The organism is Halomonas salsilacus (assembly GCF_051216275.1).
GTDB lineage: Bacteria > Pseudomonadota > Gammaproteobacteria > Pseudomonadales > Halomonadaceae > Halomonas.
Map to the genome: position 1 here is coordinate 1 of NZ_JBPKAQ010000006.1, position 15,171 is coordinate 15,171.

Consider the following 15,171-nt stretch of genomic DNA (forward strand, 5'->3'; position numbering starts at 1 on the left):
GACGCTTGGCGAGGATGACGACCTCTACACGCTGCTGCCCTGGCGCTGGAAAGATACTCTACCGGCCTGATTCAGGCCGGAACAGATGGGGTTAGTGGACCGTTTACCGAGCAGGTGCTGATGGCGGCATTGTCGGCCCTCTGTGACTGCGGCCTGCTGCGCGAGGAGGTGAACGAGCGCGGGGTCAGGCTCTGGTCGCTCACCCCGGAAAGCCTGACGATTACCACGGTGGTGGAGGCGGTGGAGTGCCAGGGCTATCGACCCATGCATGTGCCCGCTGCCCACGCCGAAGCCTGGCTGGGGCTCCCGCTGATCAGCGCGGCGCGCCCTGAGCTGGTGTATGAAAACGTGGTGCCGGTGCGAGATTCGCTCTATGGCAACCTTTACCGCCACGGTGAGATTCATCGGGTGATTGCCCACGAACACACCGGCTTACTGGCCGCCAGCGAGCGCATCCGGGTAGAAAACAGCTTCATCAAGGGCGAAAAGCCCTGGGAATATAACCTGCTCTCCGCCACGCCGACCCTTGAGATGGGTATCGATATAGGGGATCTCTCCAGTGTGCTGCTCTGTTCGGTGCCGCCGGCCCAGGCCAACTATCTGCAACGGGTCGGGCGAGGCGGCCGTCGGGATGGCAACTCCTTTGTGCTGACGGTGGCCAACGGCCGGCCCCATGACCTGGTGTTCTATGCGGATCCCAGCCGTATGCTGGATACCCCGGTGGAGCCGCCGGCGGTGTTCTTGAAAGCTCGCCATGTGCTTCGCCGGCAGCTGCTGGCCTATGCCATGGACTGCTGGACCCGCAAGGCCCGGGGCGATAACCAGATTCCCCAGGCCATGCAGCCGGTGCTGGATGCGGTGGAGAAGACCCAGGAGGATCGGTTCCCCTACACGCTTTTGAATTTCCTGAAGCATGGCATGCAGGAGATCTGGGACGGCTTCGCCAGCCATGTGGCCACTGAGCTCCGTGGCGAGGACCTGGAGCTACTGCGCCAGTACCTGTTTGGCGGGCCGCAGCATCAGGACGATCATCTGCAGCTCTATGTGCTGGGGCGACTGAAACTGGTGGCGGATGAGCGCCAGCGGATGGCCGCCACCGTCAAGGAGCTGGACAGGCAGTTGGAGAAGATGCGAAAGCGGCCTCAGGATGAACACACCCAGGCGGAGCTCGTCGAGCTCGAGCGGGAGGTGGCCGGCTACCGCAGCCTGCGCATTCGGCTGAACAAGCGCGAAACCCTGAACTTCTTTACCGACGAGGGGCTATTGCCCAACTACGCCTTTCCGGAGGAGGGCGCGACCCTGCGTTCAGTGATCTTTCGCTCCGAGAAGGGCGCCGGTGGCGATGGTGCCGAGCGGGAGTTCGTCAAGCGGGAATACGAATACCAGCGGCCGGCTCAGGCGGCGCTCACAGAGCTGGCGCCGGAGGCCGTCTTCTATGCCGGCAACCGCAAGGTGAAGGTCTCCCGGGTAGAGACGGCCAAGGGGCGCAATATTCAACCGTGGCGCTTCTGTCCGCGCTGCCACTACTCGGCGCCGGCCGATGACCCCAAGGCAGGCTTCAGCGACAAGACCTGCCCGCGCTGTCATACCAATCGATGGGGCGATGAGAGCGCCCGCACCAGCATGTTGAAGATGACCCAGGTGTATGCGTTTACCAATGCCAGAGATGCCCAGTTGGACGACCGCTCCGATGACCGCGAGCCGGTGTTCTTCAACAAGCAGATGTTGATCGACTTCAATCCCGCCGATATCTCCATCACCTGGGTACTGGACGACAAGGAGCGACCGTTCGGATTCGAGTTCATCCGCAGCGCCCGCTTTCTTGAGGTGAACTTCGGCCGTCGGGAAGGCGACGAGATGTTCTTCGATGTGGCCGGTGAGCATATCCAGCGGGCCGGCTTCCCGATCTGCCGCGAGTGCGGCTCGGTGCAGTCCCGTGCGGCGGCTGCCGGCAAGGAAGAGGCAGCACACCTGAAGTCGTGCAGTTATTCCCGCGGGCCGAAGACGCTTGCCAGCGGCAAGCAGGGCGATTTACATCAGGACAGCGGCATCGAGAACTGCCTCTATCTCTACCGCCAGTTTGCCTCGGAGGCGCTGCGCATCCTGCTGCCCCGGCTCTCCAGCGGCGGCACCGAGGAGCAGGTGAACTCCTTTGTGGCGGCGCTGCAGCTTGGCCTGAAGCGCCGTTTCGGCGGCAAGGTAGACCACCTGCGGGTGGCCTATCAGAGCGAGCCGATCGGAGAGACCGACGAGCGACGCCACTTCATCGTGCTCTACGACTCGGTACCCGGCGGCACTGGCTACCTGCATGAGCTGCTCAGCCGCGCAGAGAACATGCAGGAGGTGTTCCGCCAGGCCTATGAGGTGATGCAGGCCTGCGACTGCTATGACCACACCATGGATGGCTGCTACCGCTGCCTGCTGGAGTATCGCAACGCCTACGGCATGGAGAGCACCAGCAAGTCGCTGGCGCTGGAGATGCTCAAGGACGTGGTCGAGGGCGAGCATGAGTGGGTGCAGGACGATCAGGGGCTGAGTGCGCTCGGCGGCAACCCCTGGATCGATAGCGAGCTGGAGGCCCGCTTCCCGGAAGCGCTGGCCCGCTTCTCCGGTCACGAGTGCGTGGGTAAACAGAAGGTGCGGGTCTCCCAGGATGTGATTCGTGGCAAGCACGGCTATCGGCTGACGATCGGCGAGCTGGCCTACGAGATGGAGCCTCAGGCGGACCTGGGGATGGCCCAGGGCGTGCAGTTCGCCAGTCGCCCGGATTTCGTGCTGTGGCCTGTGCGCAATGGTCTGAAGCCCGTGGCCGTATTTCTGGACGGCTACAAGTTCCATGCGGAGAAGGCCAGCGACGACCTGCTCAAGCGTCAGGCGCTGATGCACGCCGGCTTCGTGGTGTGGAGCCTGAACTGGTATGACGTCAACAAGGTGATGGGCGACAAGGCGATGGACGTGCCGTTACCGGCAGGCATGACCTCGCCCGAGCAGAACCACGCTGCCATTGCCGGCCTGGCTAAGCTCGCCGGGGTGGCCAATCCGGCGCTGCACCACAACAAGACCCCCTTCGAGCTGCTGGTGGCCTTCCTGACCCAGCAGCAGCCCGACGAGCTCGAGAAGCAGGTGCTGCTGTTCGTGCTGCAGTGCCTGCCTGCCGGCTCAATGGCCGACCCCGCGGTGAAACAGCAGGGGGCCGAAGCGCTGCACGGCCTGCCTGCGGCCTTTACCGATCGCACACCGGAACCGGTGGCGTTGGCCGGCGCTGTGGCGCTGAACGACGATCAGGGTGCGGCGGGCATCATCCTGCGGCTGTTGGCGGCCCCGGGGCTGCTCAAGACCTTCGACCTCGACGATGCCATGGTCTCGGTCTGCTACGAGCTGCGCCAGGGCAGCGAAGAGGCTGCCCGCTACCAGTGGCAGCGCTTCTGGGGGACCATCAACTTCCTGCAGTTCCTGCCACTGATGTACGCCTGGACCCCCGACTCACGAAACAGCGGGATAGCCGCCGGCCTGCTTTGGCCCGAGAAGCGCAGTGCGTCCGCGGGGCCGGCGCAACAGGCGAAAGAGCCGACGTGGTATGCGCTGCTCGACGGCGTGCTTGCCGAGGCCCTGCGGGCGTTTGAGGTCAGCTGGCCGGAGCCCCCCCTGGTGGGTGATGACGTGGTGAATGCCGATGAGGAGATCATCGGTCAGGCGGAGCTTATCTTCGAAGCGCACCGGCTGGCCTTCTTGCTGCCAGACGACGAGGAGCAGATGGCCATCAGGCCACAGCTGGAGGCCGAGGGCTGGCGCGTGGTGACGGACGTGGATGAGCTGGTAGCAGTAATCAACGGATTGGACTCAGGAGCCTGATATGGTCAGCGTGGCATTCTCGGACAAGTATTTCGACAGCTTGTTGAAGCTCACCCCGAACGAGCAGAGCCAAGCCAACAAGGCGGTAATGCTCTTCCAGCAGGACCCTCAGCATGGCGGCCTGCACTACGAGAAACTGACAGCCTTCAAGGACAGCAAGCTGCGTTCGATTCGGGCCAACCAGGATGTGCGCATCATTCTGGCCGCGGCAGAGAAGGAAGATCTTTACCTGATGCTCTATGTGGCTCACCACGAGCCAGCCTATACCTGGGCGGCCAAGCGCAAGTTGGAGATCAACCCCAATACCGGCAGCCTGCAGGTGTTTACCGTCGAGGAGCGCCGAGAGGAAGCAACGCCGGCACCGCCGTCTGCACCGGAGCGGCCGGGGCTCTTCGATACCATTCGCGACCGCCAGCTACTGCAGTTGGGAGTGCCGGAGGAGGCACTGGGGTTAGTCCGCAGCATGAGGATCGAGGCCGATCTGGAAACCGCTCACCTCAACGAGCAGATTCCTGCGGATGCCTACGAGGGGCTATTCATGCTGATGGCCGGGGCCAGCTTCGAGGAGGCCTACGGCGAAGTAGTGCCTGCGGCCCCCGAAGCGGTGGATACCGAGGACTTCGGTTCAGCACTGGCGCGCCCGGAGTCCCGCGCCCACTTCACCGTGGCCGACAATGAACAGGCACTGCAGGACGTTCTCAATCAGTCCATCGAAAAGTGGCGGGTCTTCCTGCACCCTGCGCAGCGGCGCCTGGCCGAGGGCAGGAAGAATGGCCCAGTGCGAGTGCTGGGCGGCGCCGGCACCGGCAAGACGGTGGTGGCCATGCACCGGGCAAAGTGGCTAGCCGAGCAGGTAGCCGGCTCTTCGACGCCAGGGCAGGAACAAAAGGTGCTGTTCACCACCTTTACCCGCAACCTGGCGGCGGATATCAAGCAGAACCTCCATAAGATCTGCTCGAGCCAGGCGCTCGAGCGTATCGACGTGATGAACCTGGATGCCTGGGTGGTCAGCTTCCTGAAAAAGCAGGGCTACGATTACGGTCTGCTGATGGATGCCCAGCAGCAGAAGCGGCTGTGGGAAGAGGCCTACTCGGAAAAGCCGGCCGCTATCGATCTGGGGCTGGCCTTCTTCCAGGAGGAGTGGGCCAGGGTCATCCAGCCCCAGTCCATTGGTAGCCTCGACGACTACAAGAAGGCCTCGCGAATCGGCCGGGGCACACGCCTGAACCGCCAGCAGCGCGTGGAGATCTGGCCGGTGTTCGAGCGCTTTCGCCATATTCTGGCCAGCAACTACCTCAAGGAGACCGATGACGCCTATCGCGATGCGCGACAGCTGCTCGAGACCAACCCCGAGCTGCGTCCCAACCTCTGTTCGGTGATCGTGGACGAGGCTCAGGATATGGGCTCCCAGGCCTTCATGCTGCTGCGTGCGCTGGTGCCACCAGGCCCCAACGATCTGTTTATCGTGGGGGATGGGCACCAGCGCATTTACGGAAAGAACAAGGTGGTGCTGGGTCAGTGCGGCATCGATATTCGCGGTCGGAGTGCCCGGCTGAAGGTGAACTATCGCACCACCGATGAGACCCGCAAACTGGCGGTCAGCATCCTGGAGGGTGTGGAGGTAGATGACCTGGACGGGGGACAGGACTCGCAGCAGTTCTACCACTCCCTGATGCACGGCCCGGTCCCTGAGGTGCGCTGTTTCGATTCACTGGACGAGCAGGCGCAGGCCATTCTGGAGGCCATGCAAGGCAACGGCCTGGCGCCCGAAGCCTGCTGCGTGATCGCCCGTACTCGCCGCGAGGTGGGGGAGTTGAAGGCCGCCCTGGAGAGCCGCCAGCAGCCCTGTCATCAGTTGGATGGTCGCAGCGCCGCCACCCCGGACGGTGAGTTGAACCTGGCGACCATGCATCGGGTGAAGGGCCTGGAGTTCGATGCGGTGTTCGTGGCCTCGGTGAACCGCGGCCTGGTGCCACTGGCGCCGGTGATTCAGTCCGCCGCGGATGCCGTGACCCGCCGCCAGCGCGAGAACGAGGAGAGAGCATTGCTCTACGTCAGCCTTACCCGCGCCAGGAAGCTGGCGTTTGTCTATGGTTACGGGCAGATGAGCGAATGGTTTTGACACCTGCACGCCGGCCATAAGCTGACTGACTTTCTCACCAACCGGTGACCATTGAACTGTGGTCACCGGGCCAAGAGGGTGCGTCTGACGACAACCCCGCCTCCTCGCTGTACAATGTGGCCAACCTTTATTCTCGCGCTCGCTTGGGTACCTGCCCAGCCTTGTAACTGGGTGCGTACATGAACCGGATCTTGATGCATGTCTAATAGCGAAAGCCGTAGTAAAATCAGTCATATACGGAATTTCTCGATCATCGCCCACATCGACCATGGCAAGTCGACCCTGGCCGACCGCCTGATCCAGAGCTGTGGTGGGCTTTCCGAGCGCGAGCAGAAGGAGCAGGTGCTCGATTCCATGGACCTCGAGCGCGAGCGCGGCATCACCATCAAGGCCCAGTCGGTGACCCTGGACTACCACGCCCAAAACGGCAACACCTACCAGCTCAACTTCATCGACACCCCCGGCCACGTGGACTTCTCCTACGAGGTCTCGCGCTCGCTGTATGCCTGCGAGGGTGCGCTGCTGGTGGTGGATGCCGCCCAGGGCGTCGAGGCCCAGTCGGTGGCCAACTGCTACACCGCCATCGAGCAGGGGCTCGAGGTGCTGCCGGTGCTCAACAAGATGGACCTGCCTCAGGCGGATCCGGACAAGGTGGCCCACGAGATCGAGGAGATCATCGGCCTCGACGCCACCGATGCCTGCCAGGTCTCCGCCAAGAGCGGCCAGGGCATCGATGCTCTGCTCGAGCGTCTGGTGCGTGATATTCCGCCGCCCCAGGGCGACCCCGATGGCCCGCTGCAGGCGCTGATCATCGATTCCTGGTTCGACAACTACCTTGGGGTGGTCTCCCTGGTGCGCATCTTCGACGGCACCCTCAAGAAGGGCGAGAAGATCCGCATCAAGTCCACCGGCCGCGACTGGGGCGCCAACGAGGTGGGCATCTTCACGCCGACCCGCAAGGAGACCGGCGTGCTGCGCGCCGGCGAGGTGGGTTTCATCGTGGCCGGCATCAAGGAGATCCAGGGCGCGCCGGTGGGGGACACCATCACCCACGCCAAGACCCCGAACGTCGAGCGTCTGCCGGGCTTCAAGAAGGTCAAGCCTCAGGTCTATGCCGGCATGTTCCCGGTCAGCGCCGACGACTACGAGGACTTCCGCGACGCCCTGGAGAAGCTGGCGCTCAACGACGCCTCCCTGGCCTACGAGCCGGAAAACTCCGACGCCCTCGGCTTCGGTTTCCGGGTCGGCTTCCTCGGCACCCTGCACATGGAGATCGTCCAGGAGCGTCTCGAGCGCGAGTACAACCTGGACCTGCTGACCACGGCGCCGACGGTGGTCTATGAACTGGCGCTCAAGAACGGCGAGGTCGCCTATGTCTCCAATCCCTCCAAGCTGCCCGACATGGCGGACGTTGAGGAGATGCGCGAGCCGATCGTGCGGGCCAGCATTCTCGTGCCTCAGGAGTTCGTCGGCAACGTGATCACCGAGTGCGAGAACCGTCGCGGCACCCAGAAGGACATGCAGTTCCTCGGCAGCCAGATTCAGTTGGTCTACGAGCTGCCGATGTCCGAGGTGGTGATGGACTTCTTCGACCGCCTGAAGTCGATCTCCAAGGGCTATGCTTCCCTGGATTACGGCTTCGAGCGTTTCCAGGAGGCCAAGCTGTCACGCCTCGACGTGCTGATCAACGGCGAGAAGGTCGACGCGCTGGCGGTGATCATCCATCGCGACCACGCCCACGGTCGCGGCCGGCTGCTGGTCGAGAAGATGAAGGAGCTGATTCCGCGCCAGATGTTCGACGTGGCCATCCAGGCGGCCATCGGCGGCCAGGTGGTGGCGCGCTCCACCGTCAAGGCGCTGCGCAAGAACGTCACCGCCAAGTGCTACGGCGGTGACGTCAGCCGCAAGAAGAAGCTGCTGGAGAAGCAGAAGGCGGGCAAGAAACGCATGAAGCAGGTCGGCCGGGTGGAGATCCCCCAGGATGCCTTCCTTGCGGTACTCAGGGTCAACGACTGATTTCAAACGCTAGGAACACATAACCCCATGGACTTCTCCCTACTGCTGGTGGTGGCCGTTGCCATCACCGGTTTCATCTGGCTGCTGGACCTCCTCTGGTGGCGCCCCGCCCGCCGCCGTGCCGCTGCCACCGCCGAGGCCGGCACCACCGAAGGGCTCGACCCCGCCGCCCGCGAGAAGGTGCTCAAGGAGCCCTGGCCGGTGGACTACTCGCGCTCCTTCTTTCCGGTGCTGCTGGTGGTGCTGGTGCTGCGCAGCTTCGTGGTGGAGCCCTTCCAGATCCCGTCGGGCTCCATGCGCCCGACCCTGGAGGTGGGCGACTTCATCCTGGTCAACAAGTTTACCTACGGCCTGCGCCTGCCGGTGGTTCATACCCGCATCGTCGACTTCAACGAGCCGGAGCGTGGTGACGTCATGGTGTTCCGCTTTCCCAACGAGCCCGCGGTGAACTTCATCAAGCGGGTGGTGGGCCTGCCCGGCGACACCCTGAGCTATGAGGGCAAGCAGCTCTACGTCAACGGTGAGGCGGTTCCCAAGCGGCTGCTGGAGGAGGGCCCGGCCGCCGCCCCCGGCGAGCTGCTGCTGGCCGAGCAGCTGGGCGGGCTCGAGCACCGGATCTACAATAATCCCCGAGACCCGGGCCCGCAGATGCGCGAGGTGGTGGTGCCCGAGGGGCACTACTTCACCATGGGCGACAACCGCGACCACTCCAATGACAGCCGCTACTGGGGCTTCGTGCCGGAGGAGAACATCGTCGGACGTGCCTTCGCCGTGTGGATGAGCTGGGATGGCGGCCTGCCCAGCTTCACCAGCGTACGACGCATCCAGTGAGCCGCCGGGCCCCAGGCGGCTATGATCGCCCCCCGCGGCCCACCTCGGCGCCGACAAGCTATCAGACAACAGGATATCCGTGAGCAACTCCCTTAACGCCTTCAGCCGACGCCTCGGCCATGCCTTCAGGGATCCCGCCCTGCTGGAGCTGGCCATGACCCATCGCAGCGTCGGCGGGCAGAACAACGAACGCCTCGAGTTCCTCGGCGACTCCATCGTCAACTTCGTGATCGCCGAGGCGCTGTTCCGGCGCTTTCCCGACGCCCGGGAAGGGCAGCTCTCCCGGCTTCGCGCGCGCATGGTCAAGGGCCAGACCCTGGCCGAGCTGGCCCGCGAGATGGAGTTTGGCGAGCACCTGCGCCTCGGCTCCGGCGAGATGAAGAGCGGCGGGCATCGCCGCGAATCGATCCTGGCCGACGCCGTGGAGGCGGTGATCGGCGCCATCTACCTGGATGCCGGCATGGAGCCGGTGCGCGTTCGCGTGCTCTCGTGGTACGCGGCGCGGCTGGAAGATACCAGCCTGCAGGACACCCAGAAGGATCCCAAGACCCGCCTGCAGGAGTTCCTGCAGTCGCGCCAGCTTCCGCTGCCCCGCTATGACGTGGTCAACGTGGAGGGCGAGGCCCACGCCCAGGTCTTCACCGTGGATTGCCACGTGGAAATGCTCGACCAGCACACCACCGGCGAGGGCGCCAGCCGGCGCCACGCCGAGCAGCAGGCCGCCGAGAAGGCCCTGGCCCTGCTTGAACCCGTCAGGGCCAACGCACAGGGAGCACGACCATGACACAGACCTGCGGCTTCGTGGCCATTGTCGGTCGTCCCAACGTCGGCAAGTCGACGCTGATGAACCGTATCCTCGGCCAGAAGATCTCCATCACCTCGCGGCGTCCCCAGACCACGCGCCATCAGGTGAGGGGCATCAAGACCGAGGGGGAGGCGCAGTTCATCTACGTCGATACCCCCGGCATGCATATCATGGCCAAGGATCGTAACAAGGCGATCAACCGCTTCATGAATCAGGCGGCGACTCAGGCTCTGCGTGATGTGGACTGCGTGGTGTTCATCATCGACCGCACCCGCTGGAGCGAAGAGGATCAGATCGTCCTTGCGCGCCTGGAACACGTGACGGCACCAGTGATCCTGGCGGTCAACAAGGTCGACCGCCTCCAGGACAAGGCGAGCCTGCTGCCCTGGCTGGAGGAGGTCGGCGCCCGACGCGAGTTCGCCGCCATCGTGCCGATCTCCGCCAAGCACGGTACCAACGTGCCGGAGCTGGAGGCCGAGGTGGCCAAGCACCTGCCCGAGAGCGTGCACTTCTTCCCGGAGGAGCAGATAACCGACAAAAGCCAGCGCTTCCTGGCCGCGGAACTGGTGCGCGAGAAGGTGACGCGTCAGCTCGGCGACGAGCTGCCCTACCAGATGACCGTGGAGATCGAGGAATTCCGCGACGAGGGCAGGGTGGTGCACATCAGCGCCCTGATCCTGGTGGAGCGTCAGGGCCAGAAGAAGATCCTGATCGGCGAGAACGGCGAGCGCATCAAGAGCATCGGCCGCGAGGCGCGCCTGGACATGGAGCGTGCCTTCGACGCCAAGGTGATGCTAAATCTCTGGGTCAAGGTCAAGCGCGGCTGGTCCGACGATGAGCGGGCCCTGAAGAGCCTGGGCTATAACCTCGACTGAGGCGCCATGACGCCCGAACCCGCTTTCCTGCTGCATAAGCGCCCCTATCGCGAGACCAGCGCACTGGTCGAATTGCTGACGCTCAACCATGGCCGGGTGAGGGCGGTGGCCCAGGGCGTGCAGCGCCCGGGCTCTCGCTCGCGGGGGCGGCTGCAGCCCTTCGCGCCGCTGCATGTCACCTGGGTGGGCAAGGGCGAGCTCAAGCGCCTGCGGCTGATGGAGAGCCGCGGGGCTACGGCGCTGTTGGCTGGTGAAGGGCTGTTGTGCGGGCTCTATGCCAATGAGCTGCTCACCCGCACCCTGCCGGTGGAGCTACCGGTGACCGAGGTGTTCGCCTTCTATACCGCGATGCTCGAGGCGCTGCCGCGCCCCGATGCCCGCGGCGGTGGCCTGCGCCGCCTGGAGGTGGCGCTGCTCGAGGGCCTGGATGCCATGCCGCGCTTTGTCACCGATGACGGCGGCGAGCTGGATCCCCAGGCGCGCTATGTGCTGGACGCGTCCACGCGGGCCTTTCGTCCAGGGCAGCCTGGCCTCGATGGCCGCACCCTGCGCCTGCTGGGTGCCGGCGACTGGGATGCCCCCGGGCTCGCCGGCCCGGCCAAGGCGGTCACCCGGGCGGCGCTGGCCCCGCTGCTGGGTAGCCGCCCGCTGCGCTCCCGGGAGCTGATGGCCCAGCTTGCCGAGCGCCGCAGGGCCGGGTCACACTGAACGCCTTTCACCTCTTGCACTGGCCATCTCGCCTACTCCTGATCTCTCGACTCTCGGAGACCCTCATGCATCCCCCCCGTATCCTGCTCGGCGTCAATATCGATCATATCGCCACCCTGCGTCAGGCCCGTGGCACCCGCTACCCGGACCCCGTCCAGGCGGCGCTGTTGGCCGAGGAGGCCGGCGCCGACGGTATCACCGTGCACCTGCGCGAGGATCGTCGGCATATCCAGGAGCGCGACGTGCGCCTGCTCGTCGAGGTGCTCAACACCCGGATGAACCTGGAGATGGCGGTCACCGAGGAGATGATCCGCCTGGCCGAGGAGCTGCGTCCCGCCCACGTCTGCCTGGTGCCGGAGAAGCGCGAGGAGTTGACCACTGAGGGTGGCCTGGACGTGGCGGGGGGCTTCGAGGCGATCCACATCGCCTGTCAACGCCTCGCGGCGGTTGGCTGCGAGGTGTCGCTGTTCATCGACCCCGAGCCGTCACAGATCGAGGCCGCGGTGAAGACCGGGGCCCCGGTGATCGAGCTGCATACCGGTGCCTACGCCGAGGCCGCGGGGCCAGGGGCCGCCCACGAGCACGCGCGGCTCAGTGCTGCCACCGAGATGGCGCTGGAGCTTGGGCTCACCGTCAACGCCGGCCACGGCCTCAACTACCATAACGTGGAGGCCATCGCCGCCATTCCTGGCCTGCATGAGCTCAATATCGGCCATGCGATCATCGCCCGGGCGTTCTTCGTGGGGCTCAAGGAGGCGGTGGCCGAGATGAAGCGGCTGGCCATCGCCGGACAGGAGGCAGGCTTCGTCGCCTCCCTGGAGGAGCATGACCATGATCATCACCACTGACCCATGATCCTCGGCATCGGCACCGATATCGCCCGGGTCGAGCGCTTCGAGCGGGCGCTGGCGCGTCACGGCGAGCGACTGGCGCTGAGGCTTCTGGGCGAGCTGGAGCGTGAGCGCCTGGCGGGCCATCCGGTGCCGGCGGCCTTCCTGGCCAAGCGTTTCGCCGCCAAGGAGGCCTTCGTCAAGGCGCTGGGAACCGGCCTGCGGCTGGGCATGCGCTGGACCGAGGTCCAGGTCACCAACGATGCCCTAGGCCGGCCTTCGCTGCTGCTGTCGGGCCAGGCCCACGAGCTGGCGATGGCCGCCGGGGTGCGCTCGACTCACCTGTCGATCAGCGACGAGACGACCCTGGCGGTGGCCTTCGTGGTTCTGGAGGGCTAGGTGATGGTGGTCTGAGTCTCCCCCTGCGCCCAGGCGCGCAGGTCCGCCATGGCATCGAAGAGGTCGTTCATCAGCGGCGTCACCGCGTCCCGGCCGCGGGTGCGCAGGCGGGTCTCCAGGGATTCGGCAATCAGCCCCAGTCGCGGCGCCCCACAGTAGCGGCAGGCACCGTTGAGGCCGTGAATGCCATCCAGCAGCGCCTCGTCGTCGCCCTCGGCCAGGGCGCGGCGCAGCTCGGCTTCATTCTCTTCGAGCCCCGCCGCCAGGCGCTCCAGCAGTTCCCTGGCCAGCGACGCCCTCCCGCCCGCCAGCCGTGCACCGAGTTCCAGGTCCACGGTGGGGAGCTCACCGTCATCGGCGGTCAATGTGGGCGCAACTTCCAGCAGCGGTGACGGCGTCTCGTTCTCCTCCGTCAGCATCACGCCCAGGTGACGATGCAGGGTGTCGCGCAGCTGGTCGCCATCCACCGGCTTCACCAGCACGTCATCCAGTCCGTTGGCCAGCAGCCGGCGGCGCTCCTTCTCGAGCACGTGGGCGGTCACCGCCACCACCGGCGTGGTGCGCCAGCGGCCTCCCAGGCGTCGCAGCGCCCGAGTGGCAGCGACGCCGTCCATGCCGGGCATACGAATATCCATCAGCACCAGATCGAAGGCCTGCTCTTGCGCCAGGACCAGGGCTTCCTCGCCGCTGGCAGCCAGGCTGACCTCGATCCCGGGACCGACGATCAGCTCGCCCAGCAGCAGACGATTTGATTCGGTGTCATCCACTGCCATCAGGCGTAAAGGCGGCGGCGCCCCCGTCTGGTTCGTCGGTGACGGGCACGCGCTCTGGCCCAGGACCCTCGTCACGGCGGCGGTCAGGGTGGTACGAGCCACCGGCTTGGCAAGGATCTCGCCGCCATGGGGCAGCGCCAGACTGGGCAGGTCCATGGGGTTGGCGTTGGCCAGCAGCAGCGCCGGGCAGGCCAGCTCGGCCAGACGCTGCTGCCAGCTCCCGGCTTCGTCCGCGGTCAGGGGCGTGTGCGGCAGGCTGGCGACCAGCAGGGCAGGTGGGCCGCTCTGGAGAGGGGGGGCAACGGCCTCCACCGGCCGGGCGCCCCAGCGGGTGAAGAGATGGCGAAGGGCCCGTCGGGTGGCGGGGTGGGGCTCCTCGATCAGCACCGTCTGTCCGGCCAGGCGCAGCTCGGGTGGCCGCTCGGTGGTCTCGCTACCCTCCAGGGGAAGGGTGAAGGAGAAGGTGGTGCCCAGGCCGGGCTCGCTCTGCACGCTGATCTGGCCGCCCATCTGCTCGACCAGCTGTCGGCAGATGGTCAGGCCCAGCCCGGTGCCGCCAAACTCCCGGGAGTGGCTGGGCGCGGCCTGCTGGTAGGCCTGAAAGAGGTGGCGCTGGTGCTCCGGGGAGAGGCCGATGCCGGTATCGGTGACGCTGATGCGCAGGGTCACCCGGCCGGGGTCGGCCTGTTCCATCATTACCCGGACCACTACCTCGCCCTGGCGAGTGAACTTCACCGCATTGTGCACCAGGTTGGTGAGCACCTGCTGGATGCGCATCGGGTCGCCGTTGAGCACGCCGGGCACGTCGTCATACACCAGGCCCAGCAGCTGCAGTTCCTTCTGGTGGGCCAGGGGCGCCTGCAGGCCCAGCACCTCGTCCACCAGGAAGACCATGTCCAGCGGCAGGCGCTCCAGCTCCAGGTGGCCGGCTTCGAGCTTGGAGAAATCGAGCACGTCGTTGACCAGCATCAGCAGGTTGCTGGAGGCACGCTGGACGTGCTCGAGCCACTCCCGCTGACGGGGCTCCAACCGCGAGCGGTCGAGCAGGCGGCAGAAGCCGATGATGCCGTTCAGCGGGGTGCGGATCTCGTGGCTCATGTTGGCCAGGAATTCCGACTTGATGCGGTTTGCTTCCACGGCGCGGCGATGGGCGATATCCAGGTCGATGTTCTGGATCTCGATGGTCTCCATGGACTCCTGGAGCTCGGCAGTGGCCTGCTCGATCTGACGTTGCGTCTCGAGTCGGGCCTCGGTCAGATGATCGCCCAGGGCGTTGACCCGTTCGGTCAGGCCGGCCAGCTCGCCCCGGGAGGGGGGGAGAGGGAGAGGGCTCTCGCCTGTGGCCAGTCGGGACAGGGCATCATCCACGGCGGCCAGAGGGGGGTGCAGGCGCCGGTAGGCGCTGAAGGTCAGGCCACCCAGCAGCAGGGCAGCAATGCCCAGCAGCAGCGCGGTGAAGCCGATCTGGCGATAGTGGGCCAGCACCAGGGGGCTCGCGTCCACGTCGAGCACCAGCCAGGCCGGTTCGGCGCCCGGCAATGGCGTCTGGAGCCGCCATTCGGTGCCCTGCTGCTCGAGGTGCAGGCCCTCGTTACGCGGCGCGCTGGGCGGCGAGCGCAGCCGGCCCAGCTGCAGCAATGTCTCGCCCTGGGCATCCATGACGCCCAGGGCGCGGACCTCATCGAGCTCCAGCAGGCGCGCCGCGGTAGCCTCCCGGGAGATGGCGTCATCGGCTTCACCCAGCAGGGGCGTGATAAGGTCGACGGCCTGCTCCAGGCGGGCCTGAAGCTGCTCGGCGTGCTGTGAGCGGTGCAGCGACAGGGTCGTCGCGGCAAGCAGCAGCATCAACAGCCAGGGCACGATCAGACCGGTCAGCAGCAGGCGGAACTTCAAGGACATCGGCAAGCTCTTTGCAGGTAGCAGCCTCCAGTATGACACAGCGGGAGGGGATGCCTGTCCA

10 protein-coding genes are annotated in these 15,171 nt (G+C 65.7%); 9 read left to right on the plus strand and 1 reads right to left on the minus strand.

Features of this window, described 5'->3' with window-relative positions:
* Nucleotides 1-120 precede the first annotated feature (120 nt).
* From ACR80S_RS09950 to acpS, 9 genes are all read left to right on the plus strand, one after another.
* Nucleotides 121-3,852, plus strand: a complete 3,732-nt coding sequence (locus ACR80S_RS09950) for a DUF1998 domain-containing protein (protein ID WP_435403105.1) — start codon at nucleotides 121-123, stop codon at nucleotides 3,850-3,852.
* Nucleotide 3,853: 1 nt separating this feature from the next.
* Nucleotides 3,854-5,974, plus strand: coding sequence for a UvrD-helicase domain-containing protein (locus ACR80S_RS09955; protein ID WP_435403106.1), 2,121 nt, complete (start codon nucleotides 3,854-3,856; stop codon nucleotides 5,972-5,974).
* A 198-nt stretch (nucleotides 5,975-6,172) separates the two neighbouring features.
* Nucleotides 6,173-7,990, plus strand: a complete 1,818-nt coding sequence (gene lepA / locus ACR80S_RS09960) for a translation elongation factor 4 (RefSeq protein ID WP_435403107.1) — start codon at nucleotides 6,173-6,175, stop codon at nucleotides 7,988-7,990.
* Nucleotides 7,991-8,017: 27 nt separating this feature from the next.
* Nucleotides 8,018-8,821 carry a signal peptidase I gene (gene lepB, locus ACR80S_RS09965; protein WP_435403108.1) on the plus strand — a complete coding sequence of 268 codons (804 nt, stop codon included), beginning with the start codon at nucleotides 8,018-8,020 and terminating at the stop codon, nucleotides 8,819-8,821.
* Nucleotides 8,822-8,900: 79 nt separating this feature from the next.
* A complete protein-coding gene (gene rnc / locus ACR80S_RS09970) occupies nucleotides 8,901-9,605 on the plus strand; it encodes a ribonuclease III (protein WP_435403109.1) in 705 nt (234 codons plus the stop codon).
* On the plus strand, nucleotides 9,602-10,501 hold the full coding sequence (era, locus tag ACR80S_RS09975; protein ID WP_435399200.1) for a GTPase Era: 900 nt from the start codon (nucleotides 9,602-9,604) through the stop codon (nucleotides 10,499-10,501). The genes rnc and era overlap by 4 nt, the downstream gene beginning before the upstream one ends.
* 6 nt (nucleotides 10,502-10,507) lie before the next feature.
* On the plus strand, nucleotides 10,508-11,209 hold the full coding sequence (gene recO / locus ACR80S_RS09980; RefSeq protein ID WP_435403110.1) for a DNA repair protein RecO: 702 nt from the start codon (nucleotides 10,508-10,510) through the stop codon (nucleotides 11,207-11,209).
* 65 nt (nucleotides 11,210-11,274) lie between these two features.
* Entirely contained in the window at nucleotides 11,275-12,057 is a 783-nt protein-coding gene (gene pdxJ, locus ACR80S_RS09985; RefSeq protein WP_435399198.1) for a pyridoxine 5'-phosphate synthase, read from the plus strand.
* Nucleotides 12,058-12,060: 3 nt separating this feature from the next.
* Nucleotides 12,061-12,438 (plus strand): holo-ACP synthase, encoded by a 378-nt coding sequence (gene acpS, locus ACR80S_RS09990; RefSeq protein ID WP_435403111.1) that lies wholly within the window; start codon nucleotides 12,061-12,063, stop codon nucleotides 12,436-12,438.
* Here the strand turns inward: acpS and ACR80S_RS09995 are convergent.
* A complete protein-coding gene (locus ACR80S_RS09995) occupies nucleotides 12,435-15,110 on the minus strand; it encodes an ATP-binding protein (protein ID WP_435403112.1) in 2,676 nt (891 codons plus the stop codon). The two genes, acpS and ACR80S_RS09995, sit on opposite strands and share 4 nt — an antisense overlap.
* Nucleotides 15,111-15,171 lie beyond the last annotated feature (61 nt).

Excerpts from the sequence above, each read along its gene's own strand:
- ACR80S_RS09950 (WP_435403105.1), top strand. The coding sequence starts at position 121 with ATGGCGGCATTGTCGGCCCTCTGTGACTGCGGCCTGCTGCGCGAGGAG.
- lepA (WP_435403107.1), top strand. The coding sequence starts at position 6,173 with ATGTCTAATAGCGAAAGCCGTAGTAAAATCAGTCATATACGGAATTTC.
- era (WP_435399200.1), top strand. The coding sequence starts at position 9,602 with ATGACACAGACCTGCGGCTTCGTGGCCATTGTCGGTCGTCCCAACGTC.
- acpS (WP_435403111.1), top strand. The coding sequence starts at position 12,061 with ATGATCCTCGGCATCGGCACCGATATCGCCCGGGTCGAGCGCTTCGAG.
- recO (WP_435403110.1), top strand. The coding sequence starts at position 10,508 with ATGACGCCCGAACCCGCTTTCCTGCTGCATAAGCGCCCCTATCGCGAG.
- pdxJ (WP_435399198.1), top strand. The coding sequence starts at position 11,275 with ATGCATCCCCCCCGTATCCTGCTCGGCGTCAATATCGATCATATCGCC.
- ACR80S_RS09995 (WP_435403112.1), bottom strand. The coding sequence starts at position 15,110 with ATGTCCTTGAAGTTCCGCCTGCTGCTGACCGGTCTGATCGTGCCCTGG.
- lepB (WP_435403108.1), top strand. The coding sequence starts at position 8,018 with ATGGACTTCTCCCTACTGCTGGTGGTGGCCGTTGCCATCACCGGTTTC.
- ACR80S_RS09955 (WP_435403106.1), top strand. The coding sequence starts at position 3,854 with ATGGTCAGCGTGGCATTCTCGGACAAGTATTTCGACAGCTTGTTGAAG.